Annotated in this window: 16 protein-coding genes; 5 read left to right on the forward strand and 11 right to left on the reverse strand. The window is 64.9% G+C overall.

Features of this window, described 5'->3' with window-relative positions:
* Nucleotides 1-36 precede the first annotated feature (36 nt).
* Together argH and FMA36_RS19235 are read left to right on the forward strand one after the other, a co-directional pair.
* Nucleotides 37-1,467 carry an argininosuccinate lyase gene (gene argH / locus FMA36_RS16740; RefSeq protein ID WP_159263415.1) on the forward strand — a complete coding sequence of 477 codons (1,431 nt, stop codon included), beginning with the start codon at nt 37-39 and terminating at the stop codon, nt 1,465-1,467.
* Nucleotides 1,464-1,625, forward strand: a complete 162-nt coding sequence (locus FMA36_RS19235; RefSeq protein ID WP_167518042.1) for a hypothetical protein — start codon at nt 1,464-1,466, stop codon at nt 1,623-1,625. Before argH ends, FMA36_RS19235 begins: the two co-directional genes overlap by 4 nt.
* Nucleotides 1,626-1,637: 12 nt before the next feature.
* On the opposite strand, the gene FMA36_RS16745 is transcribed toward FMA36_RS19235, so the two are convergent.
* A complete protein-coding gene (locus tag FMA36_RS16745) occupies nt 1,638-2,036 on the reverse strand; it encodes a cytidine deaminase (RefSeq protein WP_159263417.1) in 399 nt (132 codons plus the stop codon).
* 79 nt (nt 2,037-2,115) lie between these two features.
* Between FMA36_RS16745 and lysA the strand changes: the two genes are divergently transcribed.
* On the forward strand, nt 2,116-3,486 hold the full coding sequence (gene lysA / locus FMA36_RS16750; protein WP_159263419.1) for a diaminopimelate decarboxylase: 1,371 nt from the start codon (nt 2,116-2,118) through the stop codon (nt 3,484-3,486).
* A complete protein-coding gene (locus tag FMA36_RS16755; protein ID WP_159263420.1) occupies nt 3,483-6,230 on the forward strand; it encodes a DUF4175 domain-containing protein in 2,748 nt (915 codons plus the stop codon). Before lysA ends, FMA36_RS16755 begins: the two co-directional genes overlap by 4 nt.
* Nucleotides 6,231-6,344: 114 nt before the next feature.
* On the opposite strand, the gene FMA36_RS16760 is transcribed toward FMA36_RS16755, so the two are convergent.
* From FMA36_RS16760 to glmU, 7 genes are all read right to left on the reverse strand, one after another.
* Entirely contained in the window at nt 6,345-8,966 is a 2,622-nt protein-coding gene (locus FMA36_RS16760; RefSeq protein ID WP_159263422.1) for a cation:proton antiporter, read from the reverse strand.
* Between the two features lie 226 nt (nt 8,967-9,192).
* Nucleotides 9,193-9,816, reverse strand: a complete 624-nt coding sequence (locus tag FMA36_RS16765) for a thiamine phosphate synthase (RefSeq protein WP_159263425.1) — start codon at nt 9,814-9,816, stop codon at nt 9,193-9,195.
* Complete coding sequence (locus tag FMA36_RS16770; RefSeq protein ID WP_159263426.1) at nt 9,813-10,583, reverse strand: thiazole synthase; 771 nt, start codon at nt 10,581-10,583, stop codon at nt 9,813-9,815. The genes FMA36_RS16765 and FMA36_RS16770 overlap by 4 nt, the downstream gene beginning before the upstream one ends.
* Before the next feature lie 5 nt (nt 10,584-10,588).
* On the reverse strand, nt 10,589-10,789 hold the full coding sequence (gene thiS / locus FMA36_RS16775; RefSeq protein WP_159263428.1) for a sulfur carrier protein ThiS: 201 nt from the start codon (nt 10,787-10,789) through the stop codon (nt 10,589-10,591).
* A gap of 22 nt (nt 10,790-10,811) precedes the next feature.
* A complete protein-coding gene (locus FMA36_RS16780) occupies nt 10,812-11,807 on the reverse strand; it encodes an FAD-dependent oxidoreductase (protein ID WP_159263430.1) in 996 nt (331 codons plus the stop codon).
* A 68-nt stretch (nt 11,808-11,875) separates the two neighbouring features.
* Nucleotides 11,876-13,699 carry a glutamine--fructose-6-phosphate transaminase (isomerizing) gene (gene glmS, locus FMA36_RS16785; protein ID WP_159263432.1) on the reverse strand — a complete coding sequence of 608 codons (1,824 nt, stop codon included), beginning with the start codon at nt 13,697-13,699 and terminating at the stop codon, nt 11,876-11,878.
* The gene (gene glmU / locus FMA36_RS16790; protein WP_159263433.1) at nt 13,699-15,066 is read right to left on the reverse strand and encodes a bifunctional UDP-N-acetylglucosamine diphosphorylase/glucosamine-1-phosphate N-acetyltransferase GlmU; all 1,368 of its coding nucleotides are present in this window, start codon (nt 15,064-15,066) and stop codon (nt 13,699-13,701) included. Before glmU ends, glmS begins: the two co-directional genes overlap by 1 nt.
* A gap of 383 nt (nt 15,067-15,449) precedes the next feature.
* On the opposite strand from glmU, the gene FMA36_RS16795 reads away from it, so the two are divergent.
* Complete coding sequence (locus FMA36_RS16795) at nt 15,450-16,130, forward strand: HAD-IA family hydrolase (RefSeq protein WP_159263435.1); 681 nt, start codon at nt 15,450-15,452, stop codon at nt 16,128-16,130.
* A gap of 6 nt (nt 16,131-16,136) precedes the next feature.
* Here the strand turns inward: FMA36_RS16795 and gyrB are convergent, their stop codons facing one another.
* From gyrB to dnaN, 3 genes are all read right to left on the reverse strand, one after another.
* A complete protein-coding gene (gene gyrB / locus FMA36_RS16800; protein ID WP_159263437.1) occupies nt 16,137-18,605 on the reverse strand; it encodes a DNA topoisomerase (ATP-hydrolyzing) subunit B in 2,469 nt (822 codons plus the stop codon).
* 90 nt (nt 18,606-18,695) lie between these two features.
* On the reverse strand, nt 18,696-19,820 hold the full coding sequence (gene recF, locus FMA36_RS16805; RefSeq protein WP_159263439.1) for a DNA replication/repair protein RecF: 1,125 nt from the start codon (nt 19,818-19,820) through the stop codon (nt 18,696-18,698).
* A gap of 22 nt (nt 19,821-19,842) precedes the next feature.
* Entirely contained in the window at nt 19,843-20,967 is a 1,125-nt protein-coding gene (dnaN, locus tag FMA36_RS16810) for a DNA polymerase III subunit beta (RefSeq protein ID WP_159263441.1), read from the reverse strand.
* Nucleotides 20,968-21,075: the final 108 nt, after the last annotated feature.

Here is a 21,075-nt window from a genome sequence, read left to right on the forward strand (position 1 = left end):
TAATCCTTTTCACACTTGGGGTAGCTGGAACACAGGATGCCGGGGAACGCAAAAACGCTGACGGATCAGGACGCGCACAAGGCGAACGCACAATGGGGCGGCCGCTTTGCCGGAGGGCCTGCGGCCATCATGCAGGACATCAACGCCTCGATCGGCTTTGACAAGGCGCTGTGGCGGCAGGACATCGCAGGCTCGAAGGCCCATGCTGCCATGCTCGCGAAAACCGGCATCATTTCAGACGAGGACGCCAGGGCCATTACCGAGGGGCTGGAGCAGATCGGCCGCGAGATCGCGGCGGGCACGTTCGAATTCAGCACCGCCCTGGAAGATATTCACATGAATATCGAGGCCCGCCTGTCCGATCGCATTGGCGAGGCGGGCAAGCGCCTGCACACCGCGCGCTCGCGCAACGACCAGGTGGCGACCGATTTCCGCCTGTGGGTGCGCGATGCGATTGACGGGCTGGACCAGCAGGCCGCCTCCCTCATGCGCGCGCTCGCCCGCCGCGCGCTCGAGCATGCGGCAACCCCCATGCCCGGCTTCACCCACCTCCAGACCGCCCAGCCCGTGACCTTCGGCCATCACCTCATGGCCTATGTCGAGATGCTGGCGCGCGACCGGGGCCGCCTGAACGATGCCCGGCGCAGACTCAACGAATCCCCGCTCGGCTCGGCAGCGCTTGCAGGCACGTCGTTCCCCATCGACCGGGAGATGACGGCCCATGCGCTGGGCTTCGACCGCCCCACCGCCAACTCGCTCGATGCCGTATCGGACCGGGATTTCGCGCTGGAATATCTCTCGGCCCTGTCCATCATGGCGATGCACCTGTCGCGCCTGGCGGAAGAAATCGTGATCTGGTGCTCGGCCCCCTTCTCGTTCATCCGCCTGTCGGATGCGTTCACGACCGGCTCGTCCATCATGCCGCAGAAGCGCAACCCGGACGCCGCCGAGCTGGTGCGCGCCAAGGGCGGCCGCATTACCGGCGCGCTGGTCGGCCTGCTTACGGTCATGAAGGGCCTGCCGCTGGCCTATGCCAAGGACATGCAGGAAGACAAGGAACCCGTCTTCGCTGCCACCGATGCCGCCACCCTGTGCCTGGCCGCCATGGATGGCATGGTGCGCGACCTCACGGTCAATGAGGCGCAGATGCGCGCCTATGCCGGGTCCGGCTTCTCCACCGCCACCGACCTGGCCGACTGGCTGGTGCGCGTGCTCAAGGTGCCTTTCCGCACCGCACACCACGTGACCGGCCGCCTTGTGGGCAAGGCGGAAGCAAAAGGCGTGGGGCTGGCCGAACTGAGCCTTGCGGAAATGCAGGCAGAGGAAGCAGGCATCACGCAGGATATCTTCTCGGTGCTGAGCGTCGATTCCTCCATCGCCTCGCGCACCAGCCACGGTGGCACGGCGGCCGATAACGTGCGGGCACAGGCCACCCGCTGGCTTGAAACACTGGGAGCAAAAGAATGAACACCCTGACCACCCTGCGCCGGGGCGCACCCCGCTTCATGCTCATGGTTGCCATGCTCGCGGCCATGGGGGCGACACTTGGCGCCTGCGGGCGCATTGGCAACCCGCACCACCCCAGCAAGGCGATCTACAACACCTACCCTGACAAGGACCGCTAAGGCCCGCGCCGGTCAGGTCAGGCTGCCCGGCCCGAAACTGTCGGGCAGCAGGTCGGCCAGCGTATGGACCACCAGCGTTGCCCCCTGGGGCGAGATCATGGCGATCTCGGCCCCGGGCGGTGCGAATTCCCTTATTTTCTGGCGGCATCCGCCACATGGCGTGCAGGCCGCCCCCGTGCCGCCACACACCACCACGCGCCGGATCTCGCGCGCGCCTGCCGCCACCATGGCCGCAATGGCGCCTGCTTCGGCGCAGGTTCCCTCGGGGTAGGCCGCGTTCTCGACATTGCAGCCGGCAAAAATCCGGCCATCCGCAGCCTCGACCGCGGCCCCGACCTGAAAGCGGGAATAGGGTGCATAGGCATGCGCCCGTACGGCCATTGCCGCCCGTGCCACGGGGTCGTGATTCATGATGGGCCTGTCCTTACCTGTTCTTTCCTGCGTCAACCACCTTGGAAGGGATGCTGCAAGGCGGTATCGTGCAGGCATCATGGCTGATACTCCCCTCCCCTGTCCCGGACAGGACCCTTCCGTTGCCGACCTTCTGGCTGTCCGTCCCGCGCTGTCAATGCACGCCATGGACGGGCTCGTGCTCGAAGACGTGCCGCTCAACGCCATAGCCGACGCGCTGGGCACGCCCACATGGGTCATGAGTGCGGGTACGCTGCGCGCGCGCTACCGCAGGCTGGCCCATGCATTCAAGGCGACGGGCCGCCCGGTTTCCATCCATTTCGCGGTAAAGGCCAACGACCATCTGGCCGTGCTGCGCGCGCTGGCGGCTGAAGGCGCGGGGGCCGACGTGGTGAGCGGCGGCGAGCTGCGTCGCGCCATGGCGGCGGGCATTCCGGCGGGCAGGATCGTGTTCTCGGGCGTGGGCAAGACCGCGGACGAGATGCGGCTGGCGCTGCGCGCGGGCATTTTGCAGATCAATGTGGAAAGTGCCGAGGAACTCGAACTCCTCTCCGCCACGGCGCAGGCCGAAGGGCTTGAGGCGGCGGTGGCCCTGCGCATCAACCCCGATGTCGATGCGGGAACGCACGCCAAGATCACCACGGGGCTGGCCAACAACAAATTCGGCATTCCCTATAATCGCGCCGTTGAACTTTATGCCCGCGCCGCCGAACTTCCCGGCATTCGCCCCGTGGGGCTGGCCATGCATATCGGCAGCCAGATCGTGCGCATGCAGCCTTACCGCGCCGCCTATGCCCGGCTGGCCGAACTCGTGCATGCCATCCGCGCGCGCGGGCTGGTGGTCGACGCGCTGGACTGCGGCGGCGGCCTTGGTATTTCCTACCGCGATGAAACCGAAGGCGCGCCCGAAGCGCTTGCCGCCGCTATTGCGGCCGAACTTGGCGGGCTGGGCACGCGCCTTGCCATAGAGCCGGGCCGCTGGCTGGCCGGGCCTGCGGGCGTGCTGCTGAGCACCGTCATCCTGCGCAAGCGCGGCTATGATGGCATGCCCCCCTTCCTGGTGCTTGATGCGGCGATGAATGACCTCATGCGCCCCAGCCTGTACGATGCATGGCATGGCATTCTGCCGCTTTCGGCCAAAGAGGCCACAGCCCCGGTCGAGACAGTGCATGTGGTCGGCCCCGTATGTGAAAGTGGCGACAGCTTCGGCCACGACCGCACCCTGCCCCACATGGAGGCAGGCGCGCGCGTGGCCCTGCTGGACTGCGGCGCCTATGGCATGGTGATGAGCTCCACCTATAACGACCGCCCGCTGGCGGCGCAGGTCATGGTTGATGGCAATCGCTGGGCCGTCATCCGCCCGCGCCAGCCCGTTGAGGAACTCTGGGCTGCCGACCATGTTCCCCAGTGGGTGGACCAGACCCTTACCCCCGCTGGCGGAGGCCTATGACCGTCGGGCAGGACAGCACCCGGACGGGCGGCGACCTGCCGCAACGCCTTGCCCGCGCGCGCGGACAGGCCCGCCGTGCCCTGTGGGCCGAACGCCTGTGGCCGCTCATGCTGCCTGCCGCAAGCACAGCCATGGGCGTGGCCCTGCTGGGGCTGGCGCGCATACCCCAGCGCCTGCCCGACAGCGTGCACGCACTTGCACTTCTGGGGCTGGGCGGAGCCGTTGCCTGGCGTACATGGCGGCTGTGGCAGGGTATCAACGCGCCGACCGCCACTGAAACCGACCGGCGCGTGGAGCAGGCCTCCGGCCTGGCGGGGCAGCCACTGCGCACCCTGCATGACCAGCCCGCCAATACCGGCACGCCTGCCCTGCATGAATTGTGGCAGTTGCATCTGCACCGCACGATGGCGGCCCTTGATCACCTGCGCGGCGGCTGGCCGCATCTGCGGCTGCCCGCCTCGCAATGGGTACGCGCGGCCCCCGTGCTCGCGGTGCTGCTGGCCGGAGGGCTCGTCTGGACCGGCCCCCATGCCGCAAGCCGCATCACGGCCGCTTTCCTGCCCGGCATGGATGATGCCGATACCCCCGCCCCGCAGGTCAATGCCTGGATCACCCTGCCCGACTACGCGCCCGGCGCGCCCGTTTTTCTTGATGCCACCCATGCCACCGCCACCATTCCCGCAGGGGCCGTGCTGAGCGTTACGCTAAACGGGCTGGACGGTACGCCCGCCCTACGCATGCAGGCCAGCCAGTCGGCTCCCGCCATTGGCCCCCACGCCTTTCACGCACTGGGCAAGGCAAGCTGGAGTGCCCAGGCCACCCTTCTGGCAAGCGGCACGCTGCGCCTGCGTGGCCGGGGGCGCACGCTGGCACAATGGAGCCTGCACGTAACCCCCAACCCGCCACCGGATGTGGCCTGGGGGCCAAACCCCGGCAGCGGCGAGGGAGAATGGCGCACGCGCCTGCCCTACCATGTGGCCCAGCCTTACGGCATTGCCAGCCTGCATGCCGAACTGGTCATGCCTGACAGCGCGAGCGACATCCTGCGCGTGCCTCTGCCGCTCAACGGCCAGCCCCGCACGGCTGATGGCGTGGCAACGCCCGACCTGTCAGACAACCCATGGGCGGGCGAGGACGTGACCGCCCGCCTTGTGGCCACCAGCCACAGCGGCACCACTGCCACCTCTGCCCCCATAAAGCTGCGCATCGGCGCGCGCGCGTTCCATAACCCGGTCGCCAAGGCGATTCTGGACATTCGCAAGCGCCTCGCCCTGCATCGCGAGAACCGCGCACAGGCCGCGCGCGAACTTGTGGGCCTGGGGCAGGCCGATACCGTGCTGACGCACCATATCGGGCTGCTGCTGGCCCTGACCAGCACTGCCGCCCTGCTGGGCAGCGAGGATACGAGCGATGAAGCCACCATTACCCAGGCCACCGCGCGGCTGTGGTTTCTGGCCCTCGATGTGGAGCACAACCGCCGCGATATTGATAACGAACAGGCGGATTTTGGCGTAAGGGCCGCGCAGGAAGCCGTGCGCCAGCAGCTTGAGCATATGCGCGAGATGGGCCCAAAGGGGCAGGATGCCGACCAGCAGGCCGAACTCCAGCACCGTATGCAGGCACTGAAAGATGCGATCTCGCGCAAGATGCAGGCTTTGGGCCAGCAGGCCATGCGGGAACATTCCGCCATTCCCGCCATGCCGGAAATGACCCAGCAGGGCGAGCAGAATCTGGGTCAGATGATGCAGCAGCTGCAGGATGATGCCGCATCGGGCCGCAATGCCGATGCCATGCAGAAACTCCAGCAGATGGAGGACATGGCCGACGGAATCCGCAACGCAACCCCGCAGGACATGATGCAGCTGGCCCAGCAGATGCAGGCCCGCCAGCAGGCGCGCGAACTGCGCCGTGACCTGCGCGATCTGGTCACCCGTCAGTCGCAGTTGCTCGATCATGCCCAGTCGCGCATTGACCAGGACCAGCACCAGCGTGACCGCGAGGCCGCCAGCCGCCAGACCGACATGGATGAGGATGAAGGCGACCTGTCCTCCATGTCCACCACAGACCTTTTGCGCCAGTTGGGCATTACACCCCAGGGCAGCACGGCTCCAGCAGCCCCGCAGGCAGGTCCACCCCCACCACCGGCCCAGACGCCCGAGGCCCGTACGGCCCAGCAGCATGCCGACCGCGCCGTGCAGCATGCCCTCGCCCGCGCCCTGCATGAGCTCCAGCGCGAGTTCAGGCAGGCCATGGGCAAGGACATGCCCGCCCTCGACAAGGCCCAGACCGACATGAAGGCGGTGCGCGCCGCCCTTGGCGCGGGCAAGGACCCCGAAGCTGCGGCAGCGGAGAAAAAAGTGCTGGCCGACCTGCAGCAGGGCAACCAGCAGATGCGCCAGTCCATGCGCAGCCAGAGCAGCAGGGGCACCATAAGCGTGCTGCTGCCCATGGTGTCTGACGATGGCAAGGGCAAGGGCTCCCGCGGCAGTGGTGGCAACCAGTCCGGCGACCCGGATGATGAGGATGACGAACAGCAGCAGGCCGGTGACAAGGGCGATCGTGATCCGCTCGGCCGCAAGAGCGGTGGCACCCATGCCGGCATGGATAACGACACCCACCTGCCCGACAATGCCAGCCGTGAACGCGCGCGCGAGATCGAGCAGGAACTGCGCCGCCGCGATGCCGACCGCACCCGCCCGCCAGAGGAACTGGAATATCTCGACCGCCTGCTCCGCCCGTTCTGAACCCTAATGTTCAGGCGGGAGGGCACGGGAAGCAGTCGCCTTTTTAGAAAAGTGACGGTTGACGAAGCTTTTTGAAAAAAGCTTCACCAAAAACTTTTGCTGTTTTCAGCAGTTTCAGGCGCTGCCTGAGCCGCTCCCCCGCACCGGTATGGCCTGTGTTACCGGGGCCGTAGCAAGGTCGATCGCATCATAGGAAGGCGTGCGGCCCGCCATTTCCGCGCCATCGCCGGGCAGAAGCTGGGCATCGGGCAGTTCGCCCTTGGCGCGGGCCTGTAACAGGCGCTCGAGATTTTCACCGATATGGGGATAATCCTCGACCAGCTTGCGGAAGTCGCGCGCGCTCATGGTCATGAAATGCCCGAACTGCAACGACCGGCTGGTCGCCGCCACGCGTCCGTCCTTCAGGGCTTCCTCGCCACCAAGCACGGCCCCTGCCCCGAATCGCACGTCATGCTTGGGGTAATGCGTCTCGGCCAGGCCCGCGCTGATGAAGTAGACCGTGCGCACCTTCTGCCCCTTGCGGTACAGTCGCTCGCCCGGCGTGGAGAAATGGATCGACATCTTCATCGCGATATCATGCAGCACGCCATCGGCCACGCCCTCGAAGAGAGGGAAATTGTGGATACGGCTTTCAATACCCGCGCGGATGTTGAACTTGAGCCGGAAATCAAGCTGCTCGCGGCGGTGTTCCACATCGCGGTGCAGTTCGCGGTGCAGTTCCTCGCTCAGCAGCGATTCCGACATCAGGGTATCGTATTTTTCCTCTTCCAGCCTTAGCGCGATCTGGCGCAGCATCCGGTTTTCCAGCGCCTCGGAATACCCATGATAATGCAGCCGCAGGGTCTGCAGCGCCTCATCAAGCAGCTTGCACTGCCGGCCGAGCACCTCGCCCACGATCTCGCTGATGCGGACACCGAGCGTGGGCTCCATGCGCTGGCGCATGAAGCGCGTGAGCGACAGCGAGACGAAATAGCCGATCATCAGCATCTCGAAGCGCTCCATCATGCAGTACATGAGGGGGGTGTCGAAATTGAAGCGATGATGGATGAACTGCGCCACGCGAAAGCGCAGCGAGGGCCGCAGCCTGCGCCGCAATGCGCGCACATAGCCAAAGCGGCCTTCAAGGCGCGCGCCATCCACCATGGCCTCGGCCGAGCGCAGCAGCGTTTCCATCACCCGGCGCGACAGGCCCTGGATGCGGAACAGGTCGAGCAGGATGGAGCGCTCGCGGTTGGCGATCACGATCAGTGCGAGTGTCACGCGCTGGCGGTCACCAAGTGCCGTATCGAATGTATTGGCCTGTTCCTCCGAATGGACGCGCCGGTCGAGCACATCGACTACCGTGCTGGTCACGTTGCGGGAAAAGCCGAGTTCACCCGCCACGTCGCGCGTCTGGTCACGCACTTCGCCAAGGCCGATGGCCAGAATCTGGTGGCGCAGCGCCTGATCGATCAGCGGCAACTGGTCGAGCTTGAGGAACAGCACGAGGTAGCGCAGCGACAGCCCGTTGACGAACAGCGTGATCAGCACGAACCCCGTGGCGATAATGCCGATGAAGTGCGCGATGCTGCTGGAGACATGCTCATTTTCCGTCACTGCCAGCGCCAGTGCCAGCGTGATGGCCCCACGCAGGCCGCCCCACACCATCGTCACCTTGAACGGCGTTGGCACCGGCGGCGAGAGCTTGGTGGCGGCAAGCACAGGCAGCATGCCGAACACGACCGCCCCGCGCGCGAGCAGCCCGGCCCCGGCGGCCACAAGGATCAGCACGCAGTCCCACTTCGTCATGCCCACCAGCAGGCGCGGCACCAGCATGGAGGCCAGCACGAACACGAGCGACCCCGCCCAGAACACAAGCTGCTGCCACAACTCGTTAAGGAACCGCCAGGTCTGGGGCCGGAAGGTGGACGGGCCATAGATTGAGATGGTCAGCCCCGAGGCCGCCGTGGCCACCACGCCCGAAAAACCGAGGAATTCATCACACACGATATAGGACAGATAGGGCAGCGCCACCGTCAGCGTGACCTCGGCCGCAGGTGCCGCACCCAGTGCCGGGATCATCATGAGCACCAGCCGCCCGAACAGCACGCCGATGATGAGCGCGCCAATGAACGAGACCAGGAACTCCAGCACCGCCCCGCCCAGCATGATCTTGTGGTGCGAGGTGATGGAACCGAGCAGGATGGTGAAGATGGAAATGGCCGCCGCGTCATTGAGCAGCGCCTCGCCTTCCACCAGTCGGGTCAGGCGGCTGGCGGCTCCGATTTCCTTGAAGATGCCCGCCACCGCAGACGGATCAGTCGTGGCCACGATGGAGCCGAGCAGCAGGCACACCGCAAGCGGCATGCCCGCCAGCGGATAGAGCGCAAAACCGATGGCGGCGGTGGAAACGGCAACCGCCACCACGGCCAGCAGAAGCACGGTGGCGGTTTCATGCGCGAGCCTGCGCACGTCAATGCCCAATGCCCCCTGAAACACCAGTATGGGCAGGAAGATGAGCAGGAACGCTTCGCTGTTAAGCGGAAAATCCAGCAGCGTTTCCGCAGCGCCATTGAATATTTCCAGATGGCTGTTGCGCAGCACCAGATCGGCCGCGCCACCGATCACGATGCCCACGATGGCAAGCAGCACGGTTTCGGACAGTTCGAGGCGGCGGGCAAGCGGCTGGACCGCACTGACCACGACAAGCAGCACGGCAATCGCCATCAAGATTGCTGCCAGACCCGCTATCTCCATTCAAAATCCCCGCCTTCCGGCCACATCAATATGTAATAGGCCAACCCTAGCGACCGACCATGAACAGATTATGTCCATCACGTATCGGCGCGGCAGAATCCGGCATTCCAAACTCAATATCTGGCCGTAAAAGGCGTTCCTTCAAGGACCAGTATTATCAGTACCAATAATGCCACAGAAGCGTTGCATGAACAACACAACGCCGATCACATTATGTTCCGCTTTTTCACAAGGCCTGTCCCGTGTGGGTCGCGGCAAGCCAGGCCTTTACCTGCCCTGCCGGGTCAGGCATGCGAATGAAATCCGACACCGCCGAGACACAATCCGCCCCCGCCGCGATGCATGAAGGTGCGCGCTCGAGCGTAATGCCGCCAATCGCCACCAGTGGCAGATCACCGATGCGCTGCTTCCACACGGTCAGTTTGGCCGTGCCCTGCGGCCCCCACGGCATTTTTTTCAGCCTGGTGGGCCAGACCGGGCCAAGGGCCACGTAATCGGGGCTGACCGAGAGGGCACGATCGAGTTCCGCCTCGCTATGGGTGCTGACACCCAGCCTGATTCCGGCGGCGCGGATGGCGGGCAGATCCGCCGTATCAAGATCTTCCTGCCCCAGATGGATGTAATCCACCCCCTCCTCGATCGCGATGCGCCAGTAATCATTGAGCACGAGGCACACGCCGTGCTGCCGAGCCTGTGCAATACCTGCGCGGATTTCGCGCAGGAGAGCCTCGGGGGCCATATCCTTGAGGCGCAACTGGATCAGCTTCGCCCCGGCCAGCCCCAGTTCGCCAACCCAGCGGGCTTCATCGACAACCGGATAGATGCGCGAAGGCAGCGGGGCGGTGCTCATAGCACGGCCTGCCCGATAACGGGCGTGGAGGGCACGGCCATGTCGCGTTCTTCCATCGGGTCGGCAATATAGGCCATGCGTCCGGCCTCGACCGCCATGGCGAAGGCACGCGCCATTTCTGCCGGATTACCCGCCTTGGCCACCGCCGTGTTGATCAGCACCGCATCATAGCCCAGCTCCATGGCCTGCGCGGCATGAGAGGGCACGCCAATGCCCGCATCGACCACCATCGGCACATCGGGGAAGTGCGCACGCAGCGCGCGCAGGCCAAACAGGTTGTTCAGCCCCTTGCCCGAGCCGATCGGCGCGCCCCAGGGCATCAGCACCTCGCAGCCCGCGCGCAGCAGGCGCTCGGCGCCCACCAGATCCTCGGTCATGTAGGGAAAGACGTTGAAGCCGTCCTCGACCAGAATGCGCGCCGCCTCGACAAGGGCGAACATGTCGGGCTGGAGGGTGTCGGATTCGCCAATCACTTCAAGCTTGATCCAGTCGGTGCCAAATACCTCGCGCGCCATCTGCGCCGTGGTCACGGCCTCGCGCACGGTGTGGCAGCCCGCCGTATTGGGCAGCACGGGCACGTCAAGCCCGCGAATCAGTTCCCAGAAGGCCTGACCCGCGCGCGCGCCTGCCGCCTCGCGCCGCAGCGAGACGGTCACCACTCCGGCTCCGGCCCGGCGCACGGCATCCGCCAGAATTTCGGGCGAGGGATACTGCGCCGTGCCCAGCATCAGGCGCGACGAGAGTTCGGTGCCATAGAAAAGGGTCATTGCGGTTATCCTCCCTGCATGGGGGCCAGAATTTCCACCTGCACGCCCGCGTGCAGCGGCAAAGCCGTGCGCTTGCTGGCTGCTACAAAGCACCCATCCACCGCCGTGGCGATGCGGGTCGTGGCATCATAGCCCATCTCGTCAAGCAGGGCGCTCAGGGTTGTGGCCTGCACGTCATGGCGTTCGCCATTTACGAGTATCTGCATGGAACGCTCCTGTAGGGGCTGCTTACACCGCGCCGAACACGATATCGGCCGCCTCCGCCGCCCGCACGGGCGAGAGCAGGAAGCCGTGGCGATACATGCCGTTGATATGGATGTGCCGCCCCTCATGGCGCACGGCGGGCATGTTGTCAGGGTAGGAAGGGCGCAGGCCGGTGCCGGTTTCAAGGATCTCGGCCTCGCCAAAGGCAGGGTGGAGGGCATAGACCGCGCCCAGCATTTCCACCATCGAACGCAGGGTCATGGGGCCTGCGTTCTCGCTCTCGATCATGGTCGCCCCCACCATGTACACATGGTCGGCACGCGGCACGATGTAAATGGGAATACGCGGATGCAGCATGCGCACCGGGCGGTGCAGCGTCACATCCGGGCAGCGCAGCAGCAGCATCTCGCCGCGCACGCCGCGCATGTCGGTCAACTGCTCACGCGCGGCGATGCCAGTGCAGTCCACCACCCAGTCAAAGCCCGCGGGCTGTTCATCCACCGGCACGTTGAAACGGATTTCACCCCCGCCTTCAACCACGCGCGCGGCAAGAGCCGCCAGCGCATCACGCGGGTTGACGTGACCTTCACCCGCAAAGAACAGCGCGCGCGAGAAACGATCGGCCAGGTCCGGCTCAAGCTGCGTGATTTCGGCCTCGCCAATGGTGTCGTAATGCGAGGTGCGGCGGCCAAAGCGCGTGATCTCGCGCACGTCGCGCGGGGGGGCGAGCACCAGCGTGCCGTTGCGGTCCACGCCGGGTACATGCGCATCCCACCAGTCGAGCGAGGCGAGGGACTGGGCGGTGACCTCCGGCGTTGCGGATTCGGCCTCGCACCACGGGGCCAGCATGCCGCCTGCCTTCCATGATGCGCCCCAGCCCACGCGGGGGCCACATTCATGCACCACCACCCGCGCGCCACGCTCGGCCAGCGTTACCGCCGCCGTCAGCCCCGAAACTCCGGCACCCCGCACCAGAACGCGCGGACCCGACCCGTGGGGGAATGCCGTTGGTGCTGTCATGTGCCTGCCGTGCCCCTGTGCTGGTTCAGTCCTGCTGGCGGCGAGTGTGCCAGCGTGCCTGCGCGTGTCTATTCAACAGTAACGGATTTGGCCAGATTACGCGGCTGGTCCACATCCGTGCCTTTGATGAGCGCCACCTCATAGGCCAGGATCTGCACCGGAATGGTCTGCAGGATGGGGGCCACGAACTCATCAACCGTCGGGATCGCCACCACGCATTCCGCAATCTCGCGCAGGCGGGGCGCGCCCGCCATGTCGGTAAACACCAGCAGGCGGCCGCCACGGGCCTTGGCTTCCTGCAGGTTGGACAGCGTTTTTTCAAACAGAGGGCCCGACGGCACGGTGGCTACGACCGGCACGGTGCTGTCGATCAGCGATATGGGGCCGTGCTTCATCTCGCCCGCGGCATAGGCCTCGGCGTGGATGTAAGTGATTTCCTTGAGCTTGAGCGCGCCTTCGAGTGCTACGGGGAACATCGCACCGCGGCCCAGATACAGCACATCACGCGCGCCAGCCACAATGGCGGCCATGCGGCGGATCTCGTCATGGCGCTCGAACACCTCGGTGGCCTTGCTCGGCAGGTCGAGCAGGTTGGTGACCATGCGTTCTTCCTGTGCGGCATCAATCGTGCCCCGCGCGCGGGCGAAGGCGATGGTCAGGCACGCCAGCACGGAAAGCTGGGCCGTGAACGCCTTGGTGCTGGCCACCGAGATTTCAGGGCCCGCCACGGTGCCGAGCACGGCATCGCTTTCGCGCGCCATGGTGCTCTGCTCCACATTGAGCACCGAGACGATATGCTGCCCCGCCGCCCGCATGCCGCGCAGGGCCGCCAGCGTATCCGCCGTCTCGCCTGACTGCGAGATCAGCAGCCCCAGCCCGCCATGAGCCAGCGGCGGGTTGCGGTAACGCATCTCGCTTGCCACGTCGATATCGACCGGCAGGCGCGCATACTGCTCGATCCAGTAGCGCCCGATCATGCCCGCGTAGAAGGCCGAACCACAGGCGGTGATTACGGCACGCGGAATGGCGGCAAGGTCAAACGGCAGCTCGGGCATCACCACGCGGCGGGTGGCGGGGTCGATCAGGCGCTGCAGCGTCTGGCCGATCACCACAGGGTGCTCGTGCAGTTCCTTTTCCATGTAATGCCGATAGCCATCCTTGCCCACCGAGGCCGCGATCAGCGCCGTCATTTTCACCGGACGCTCGACCGGGTTGCCCGCCATGTCAAAGAAGGCAGCGCCAGCGGGCGTGATGACCGCCCAGTCGCCATCATCCAGATAGGCGATGCGGCGGGTAAGCGGGGCAAGGGCCAGACTGTCGGAGCCGAGGAACATCTCGTTATCGCCAAAGCCCACCACCAGGGGGGCGCCATGCCGCGCGCCGATGACCATGCCGTCATGCCCTGCGAAGATCATGGCCAGCGCATAGGCCCCCTCAAGCCGCCTGAGGCATTCATGCGCGGCCTCACGCGGGGAAAGGCCGCGCTGCAGGTGGTAGTCAACCAACTGGGCGATGGTCTCGCTATCGGTATCGGTCGAGAAGACCTGGCCTGCCGCCTCAAGCTCGCGGCGCAGTTCCTCGAAATTTTCGATAATGCCGTTATGCACCACCGACACGCGCTCCGTGCCATGCGGGTGAGCATTGTTCTCGGTCGGTGCGCCGTGCGTGGCCCAGCGCGTGTGGCCGATGCCGGTCACACCCGGCAGCGGCAGGCGCGCGAGCAGCGTGGCAAGGTGGTCAAGCTTGCCCGCAGCCCTGCGGCGCTCGACATGGCCGTGCTCAAGTGTTGCGATACCGGCGGAATCATAACCGCGATATTCCAGCCGCCGCAGGGCATCGAGAATGACCGGCGTGGCCTGATTGCTGCCAACAACCCCTACAATGCCACACATCAGCCCTGTTCCTTCCTGTTCTTCAGCCGCTGACGGAACGTACGGGCGTAGCCCGCCTTGTCCGCCTGCCGCGCCCGGCCAATGGCCAGGGCATCATCGGGCACGTCATGCGTAATCACGCTGCCTGCTGCCGTAATCACCCCTTTACCCAACCGCACGGGGGCGACAAGCACCGAATCCGACCCGATAAAGCTTTCGGCTCCGATTTCCGTGCGGTGCTTGAACACGCCATCATAATTGCACGTAATGGTGCCCGCGCCGATATTGGCCCTGGCTCCCACGGTAGTATTGCCCAGATAGGTCAGGTGGTTGGCCTTGGCCCCCGCGCCGAGGGTGGTGGCCTTGAGTTCAACAAAGTTGCCCACGCGCGCGCCCTGCCCCACATCGGTGCCCGGCCGCAGGCGGGCATAGGGGCCGATCTGGGCATCGGGGCCGACCGTTGCTCCCTCAATATGCGAGAACGCATGGATTTCCGTGCCGCGCCTGACATGCACCCCCGGCCCGAACACCACATGGGGGTGGACCACCGTATCAGGCTCAAACACCGTATCGGCGCACAGGAACACGGTATCGGGGGCCACGAGGGTCGTGCCACCCGCCATGGCGGCAAGGCGCAGGCGGGCCTGCACGCAGGCCTCGGCCTGGGCCAGTTCGGCGCGCGAATTGATGCCGCGCAGTTCATCCTCGGGTGCCACGACAGCCCTCACCCTGCGCCCTTCGGTCACGGCACGCGCCACTACATCGCCCAGATAGTATTCGCCCTGCGCGTTGCTGTTATCAATCTCGCTCAGCCAGCGGCGAAAATCGGCGGCATCGGCGCACAGCACGCCTGCGTTGCACAGGCCGATGGCGCGCTCGGCAGGTGTCGCATCAGCCCATTCCACGATCCGCTGCACCAGCCCGTCATGGGTGATGACGCGGCCGTAGCGTGCGGGATCGGCGGGTTCCATGGCCAGCAGGGCAAGGCCCGTGTTATCGCTGCGGCGCTGGGCCAGCAATGCGCGCATGGTGCCCGGCGTAATCAGCGGGTTATCGCCATACAGCACTGCCACATCACCCATGCCAAACGCGGCCTCGGCCTGGCGGGCAGCATGGCCCGTGCCCAGACGGTCGTGCTGCACCACCACCGTGTGCGGGGCGGCAAGGGCCTCTACATCCTCCATGCCCGGACCGGCTACGACAATAATCCGGTCAAACACTTCGGCTGCGTTATCAATCAGGTAGCGCAGCATGGGCTGGCCCGCGAGCGGATGCATGACCTTGGGCCGCTCCGATTTCATGCGCGTGCCGCGACCTGCCGCCAGAATGACGGCGGTCGACATGGGCGAGGCGGAGGCGGACTGGGCAGTCTCTGTGTCGGTGTTCATGGCAGTGTGCGGGTACCCCGCACCTGACTACCCTGTCAAACCCTTATCCGCATGGGGGCGCATCACTTCAAATGTCTGCGTGCTACGGTAGTGCTGCCCAAAAATAACATGCTGATAAAAAATGAAATTTTGCGACCCGTCATTTTTCAACACCCTTCCCTGATAAGGTTTTTATGGAAGAAGGCAGGCCAGATAATATCCTGAAATTATAAAAATTTCTGGTGAAGCTTTTTTCAAAAAGCTTTGGAAAATGTCGTCTTTTAAAAAAGGCGACACTCAAAAACTTTTCTTTTTTATCAATAAGTTGAATCCAGACAATCTCTTATGACTTGCAGGGCGGCGCACAGTGAGGCTTGCTGTACACCAGACAGTCAAAGGCGTTCATGATGACATCCTCCCCTCCCCGTCTGGCGGTTTTTGATATGGATGGCACGCTGATCGACAGCCTGCCCGACCTTGCGGCCTGCGCCGACTGGCTGCTGTTGCAATACCGGCTGCCGGGCATATCACCCGAGGCGGTGCGCCCGATGATTGGCGATGGCGTGGCCGTTCTCGTCAGCCGCCTGCTTGACCATGCCGGCCCCGCCGCCGCCCGCATTGACCGCGCTGAAGCCACGACCCGCTACATGGCCCATTACACCCCTCATGCAACCGACCATTCCCGTCCCTTTCCCGGCACAGTCGAGACATTGGCAGCCCTGCACGCAGCGGGCTGGCACATGGCGGTATGCACCAACAAGCCCGTGGCGGCAGCCCGGCGCATCCTTCAGGTCATGGAACTGGAAAAATGGTTTGTCACTGTGGGCGGGGGTGACAGCTTTAGCGTACGCAAGCCCAACCCGTGCCACCTGCTGGACACCATTGCGCAGGCAGGCGGTATCCATGCCCGCGCCCTCATGATTGGCGACCACCATAACGACGTGGCCTGCGCAACAGGTGCGCATGTGCCCGTCATTTTCGCCCGCTGGGGTTACGGGCGGCCGGAAATGGAAGCCGGGGCCACGGTGGGCGCCGATTCCATTACCGAAGTGCCACATCTGGCAGGCGAACTGGTGCCTGCCTGAGCCCGATCACACGTCGAGATTGGCGACCTTGAGCGCATTGCCCACGATGAAGTCACGGCGCGGCTCGACCACATCGCCCATCAGGGTCGAGAAGACCTGCGCTGCGTTTTCAATATCGCCCACCTTCACCTGCAGCAGCGTGCGCATGGCGGGGTCGAGCGTGGTTTCCCACAACTGCTCGTCATTCATCTCGCCCAGGCCCTTGAAGCGGTTGATCGACAGCCCCTTGCGGCCCTGCGCCAGAATCCGCTCATACAGCGAGGCCGGACCGTGGAAGGGATGCGGCGTACCGTCAAGCACAAGGCTGACGGGGCCTGCAAAATCCTTCACCAGCCGCTCATGGCGTTCGGCCAGCCAGCGCACTTCCGCACTGCGCAGGGTGGTGGCCTCAAGCCGGTAGACCTCACCCACGCCACGCACGCTGCGTGCCATTTCCAGCCCGCTTTCACTTACGGCCACTTTCCACCCCCGCTCGGTGGGCGGCGAGATGGCGTCAAGCCGCGCCTGCAGGTCCACAATGCGCTCGGGCACCGTGTTCAGGTCCGGGCGCAGCACGCCCGCAATGGCCGCCTGCTCCAATATCCACACCGGCACGCGGGCCGACAGGCGCGAGAGCGCGCGCGTTACGTCACGGATGAAGTGCACCTCAGCCCGCATGGCCTCGCCCTGCACCTCGCGCCCATCGGCATAATGCAGCGCCGCATTGGCCAGCGCCTTGTCGAGCAGGTAGGATTCAAGGGCCGCGTCATCCTTGAGGTAACGCTCGTCATTGCCGCGCTTGGCGCGGTACAGCGGCGGCTGGGCGATATACAGGTACCCGTTCTCGATCAGTTCAGGCATCTGGCGGAAGAAGAAGGTCAGCAACAGCGTGCGGATGTGCGAGCCATCCACGTCGGCGTCGGTCATGATGACAATGCGGTGATAGCGCAGTTTCTCGATCGAGAAGCCGCCATGTTCCACATCACCCCGCCCGATGCCGGTGCCGAGTGCCGTGATCAGCGTGCCGATTTCAGCCGAGCCGAGCATGCGGTCAAAGCGCGCGCGCTCCACGTTCAGGATCTTGCCCTTGAGCGGCAGGATCGCCTGAAAGCGCCGGTCGCGCCCCTGCTTGGCCGTGCCACCTGCCGAGTCACCCTCGACGATGAACAGTTCGGACCTGGCCGGGTCACGCTCCTGGCAGTCCGCGAGCTTGCCAGGCAGCGAGGAAATATCGAGCACGCCCTTGCGCCGGGTGAGTTCACGCGCGCGGCGCGCGGCCTCACGCGCGGCAGCGGCATCCATCACCTTGGCCACGATGTGGCGGGCTTCCTTGGGGTGGGTCTCGAACCAGTGGGAGATCATGTCGGCAGCCGCCGCATGCACCACGGGCTGCACCTCGGACGAGACCAGCTTGTCCTTGGTCTGCGATGAGAATTTGGGGTCAGGCACCTTGACCGAGAGCACGGCGGTCAGGCCCTCGCGCATGTCCTCGCCGTTGAGCGCGTGGCTGTCCTTCTTGCTGGCATTGGCCTCGGCATAGCGGCCCACCACGCGGGTCAGCGCCTGGCGGAAGCCTGCGAGATGCGAGCCGCCATCGCGCTGCGGAATGTTGTTGGTGAAGCAGAGCATGGTCTCATGGAAGCTGTCATTCCATGTCAGCGCGAACTCGACCTTGATGCCGTTTTCCTCGTTCTGGAGGCTGCCGGTAATGGGCGGGTTCACGATGGCGGTCTTGCTCTGATCGAGCCATTCCACAAAGGCGCACAGGCCACCCTCGTAATAAAATTTCTCTTCACGCGCGGGTTCATGCCGCTCATCGCGCAGCACGATTTTCAGCCCGGAATTGAGGAAGGCCAGTTCGCGCAGGCGGCGCTCGAGAATCGGGAACTCGAACTCCACCTTGGCAAAGGTCTCGGCACTGGGCTTGAAGGTGACCTGCGTGCCACGCGGCTCGGAGCTTTCACCCACCACGCGCAGCGCCTCGTCACGCTCGCCACCCTGAAAGCGGATGACATGCTCCTTGCCATCGCGCCAGATGCGCACTTCCATCCATTCCGACAGGGCATTGACCACCGCAGCACCCACGCCGTGCAGGCCGCCGGAAACCTTGTAGGAATTCTGGTTGAACTTGCCGCCCGCATGCAGCTTGGTCAGCACGACTTCCGCCGCACTCACCCCTTCCTCATGGTGCATGCCGGTGGGAATGCCGCGCCCGTCATCACGCACGGTCACACTGCCATCGCCATTGAGGGTGACAACACAACCGGTGGCAAAACCGGCCTGCGCCTCATCGACCGCGTTATCAATGATCTCGAAGGCCATGTGGTGCAGGCCCGAGCCATCATCGGTATCGCCAATATACATGCCAGGGCGCTTGCGCACCGCATCCAGCCCCCGCAGCACCGAGATGGATGCCTCATCATAATCAGGCGCGGGCGCTACATTACCCTTGGCCTCGGCATCGTGTTTCTGATCGGGACTGGATTGATCGGACATGCCGGCAGATGCTCCACAGCGGATAACAACAAAATATCAGAATGCATTATAGCCCCAACCGCGCGGCGGAACCAGCATTCCCCACGCAAATCAGGCTTCATGGGCAAGATTACCCGCGCCCGGTGTCTCGAATGCGGCACGGTCGCGCAAAGGGACGAACTGTTCGGCGTCCGTTCCGGTCAGGAACACGCCTGTATTCATGCGGCTCACGGCGCGGAACAGGGCCTGCCTGCGGGCTTCATCCAGATGCACCAGCGGTTCATCGAGCAGGAGCATGGGCACCTGCCCCCGGCACGCGGCGAGGATGCGCGCGTGCGACAGCACGATGCCCAGCAGCAGCGCCTTCTGCTGGCCTGTGCTGGACAGGGTGGCTGCGCGCCCGCTCACCCGATCAGTCAGCGCAAGCCCGGTGCGGTGCGCACCAAAACGGCTGCCGCCGCGCTGGCGGTCAATGCCGCGCGTGTGCGCGATCTGCCCGGCCAGCCAGTCCTCCACCGCAAGGGCGGGCTGGGTGGCGAGGTGGGCGGCAATGTCGCATTCCAGTTCCAGCCGGGCGGCGGGAAAGTCATCAGCTAGCGCCTGCTCATCGGTATTGAGGCGGCTGACCATGTCCATCCGCGCGGCAACGGTGGCTACCGCATGGCGGGCCATGGTGTGTTCAAGGGCGGCAAGCCAGCCGGGATCGGGGTTGCGCTGGGCCAAAAGGCGGCTGCGCTGGGCCATGGCGCGGTCGTGGGCGGCGAGTTCCCGGGCGTGGCCAGGTTCAAGCGCCTGCACCAGCCGGTCAAGAAAACGCCGCCGTCCTCCTGCCCCTTCAAGGAACAGGCGATCCATCTGCGGCGTGATCCAGACAGCGGAGAAATATTCACCCACGCCATCGCGGTTGCGCAGCGCCTGCCCGTCAACCCGGAACACCCGGCGCTCGGGCCGCAGCGGATCGGCCCCGGTTGCAAGCTGCACGGACAGGGCTTCATCCCCGTCCATGCCTTCCACCTGTGCCGTAACGCCCCACAGGCCCGCACCATGCCGCGGCAGTTCATCCATGCGCGCGCCGCGCAGGCCACGGCCGGGAACGAGCAGCGATACGGCCTCGAGCAGATTGGTCTTGCCGCTGCCGTTCGGCCCGGTAATGACCGTAACCGGCTGCGCCGGCTGCCATGACAGGCGGCGGTAGTTCCGGAAATCCGTCAGCGTCAGCCGGGTTATGCAGGCCATGCCGCCGTAATGGAAAGCGCGCTCAAACGCGCATGGGCATCAGCACGTACAGCGCCGAGGGGCTGTCCACATCGCGCACGATGGTCGGGGCGGAACTGTCGGAAAATGCGAATTCCACTTCCCTTTCCACCTGGTCGGTAATGTCGTTGAGGTACCGGGCCTGAAAGCCGATCTCGATGGCAGGGGCATCGTAGGAGACGTGGTTTTCGTCCAGCTCCTCGGTAGCCGAGCCCTGGTCCTGGCTGGCAGCCGACAGGGTGAGCAGGTTATGGCCCATGCTCAGCTTGACCGGGCGCGAACGCTCCTGGCTGATGGCCGCGACACGGGCCACCGCATCGGAGAAGATCTTCTTGCCCACGCGCAGGATGCGGTCATTACCGTGCGGGATCACGCGCTCATATTCAGGGAACGTGCCATCGATGAGCTTGGAGGTCAGCGTGATGTTGCCAATGGTGAACTGGATGCGGGTGTCGGACAGGGCAACGTCGACCTGCTCCGGCCCTTCATCGAGCAGCTTGCGCAGTTCGCCCACGGTCTTGCGCGGCACGATCACGCCGGGCATGCCCTCGCTGCCCGGCGGCAGTTCGGTCTCGACCCGGGCAAGGCGGTGGCCATCGGTCGCGACCGCGCGCAGTACCTGCCCGGCCTCGCCTTCGGCCACATGCAGGAAAATGCCGTTGAGGTAGTAGCGCGTCTCCTCGGTGGAGATGGCGAAGCGCGTGCGGTCGATCAGGCCGCGCAGCACCTGGGCCGGAATGCTGAATTCATGCGGCAGGCTACCTGCCATCATGGAGGGGAAGTCATCCACATCGAGCACGTTGAGGCTGGTGGCAAAGCGCCCCGCCCGCAGGCCAAGCGGCGCATCGCCCCCGGCGTGGTCGAATTCGACCTGCGCGCCATCGGGCAGCTTACGCACGATTTCGTACAGCACGGCAGCAGGTGCCGTGACCGCGCCATCACGCAGCGTTTCGGCCGCCATGCCCTCGACCACGGCAATTTCCATGTCGGTGGCGGTCAGCGTCATCGCGCCATCGGTGACGTTGATCAGCACGTTGGCCAGGATGGGGATGGTATTGCGCTTCTCGGCAACGCTCTGGATATGGGCCAGTGCCTTGAGCAGCGTTACGCGGTCAGCCTTCAACTTCATCGGTACGATATCCTCCACATCCCGCAGCACCCAAAAAAGCACAAAACGGGGGAGACCTGTCTAGCAGCCTGAAGCAACAGCGGTAAAGGGGCGCAGGCCCGAAATGCG

Source organism: Komagataeibacter xylinus, from assembly GCF_009834365.1.
GTDB lineage: Bacteria > Pseudomonadota > Alphaproteobacteria > Acetobacterales > Acetobacteraceae > Komagataeibacter > Komagataeibacter xylinus_D.

Coding starts and splice junctions, on each gene's coding strand:
- argH (WP_159263415.1), top strand. CDS start 37: ATGCCGGGGAACGCAAAAACGCTGACGGATCAGGACGCGCACAAGGCG.
- FMA36_RS19235 (WP_167518042.1), top strand. CDS start 1,464: ATGAACACCCTGACCACCCTGCGCCGGGGCGCACCCCGCTTCATGCTC.
- FMA36_RS16745 (WP_159263417.1), bottom strand. CDS start 2,036: ATGAATCACGACCCCGTGGCACGGGCGGCAATGGCCGTACGGGCGCAT.
- lysA (WP_159263419.1), top strand. CDS start 2,116: ATGGCTGATACTCCCCTCCCCTGTCCCGGACAGGACCCTTCCGTTGCC.
- FMA36_RS16755 (WP_159263420.1), top strand. CDS start 3,483: ATGACCGTCGGGCAGGACAGCACCCGGACGGGCGGCGACCTGCCGCAA.
- FMA36_RS16760 (WP_159263422.1), bottom strand. CDS start 8,966: ATGGAGATAGCGGGTCTGGCAGCAATCTTGATGGCGATTGCCGTGCTG.
- FMA36_RS16765 (WP_159263425.1), bottom strand. CDS start 9,816: ATGAGCACCGCCCCGCTGCCTTCGCGCATCTATCCGGTTGTCGATGAA.
- FMA36_RS16770 (WP_159263426.1), bottom strand. CDS start 10,583: ATGACCCTTTTCTATGGCACCGAACTCTCGTCGCGCCTGATGCTGGGC.
- thiS (WP_159263428.1), bottom strand. CDS start 10,789: ATGCAGATACTCGTAAATGGCGAACGCCATGACGTGCAGGCCACAACC.
- FMA36_RS16780 (WP_159263430.1), bottom strand. CDS start 11,807: ATGACAGCACCAACGGCATTCCCCCACGGGTCGGGTCCGCGCGTTCTG.
- glmS (WP_159263432.1), bottom strand. CDS start 13,699: ATGTGTGGCATTGTAGGGGTTGTTGGCAGCAATCAGGCCACGCCGGTC.
- glmU (WP_159263433.1), bottom strand. CDS start 15,066: ATGAACACCGACACAGAGACTGCCCAGTCCGCCTCCGCCTCGCCCATG.
- FMA36_RS16795 (WP_159263435.1), top strand. CDS start 15,450: ATGATGACATCCTCCCCTCCCCGTCTGGCGGTTTTTGATATGGATGGC.
- gyrB (WP_159263437.1), bottom strand. CDS start 18,605: ATGTCCGATCAATCCAGTCCCGATCAGAAACACGATGCCGAGGCCAAG.
- recF (WP_159263439.1), bottom strand. CDS start 19,820: ATGGCCTGCATAACCCGGCTGACGCTGACGGATTTCCGGAACTACCGC.
- dnaN (WP_159263441.1), bottom strand. CDS start 20,967: ATGAAGTTGAAGGCTGACCGCGTAACGCTGCTCAAGGCACTGGCCCAT.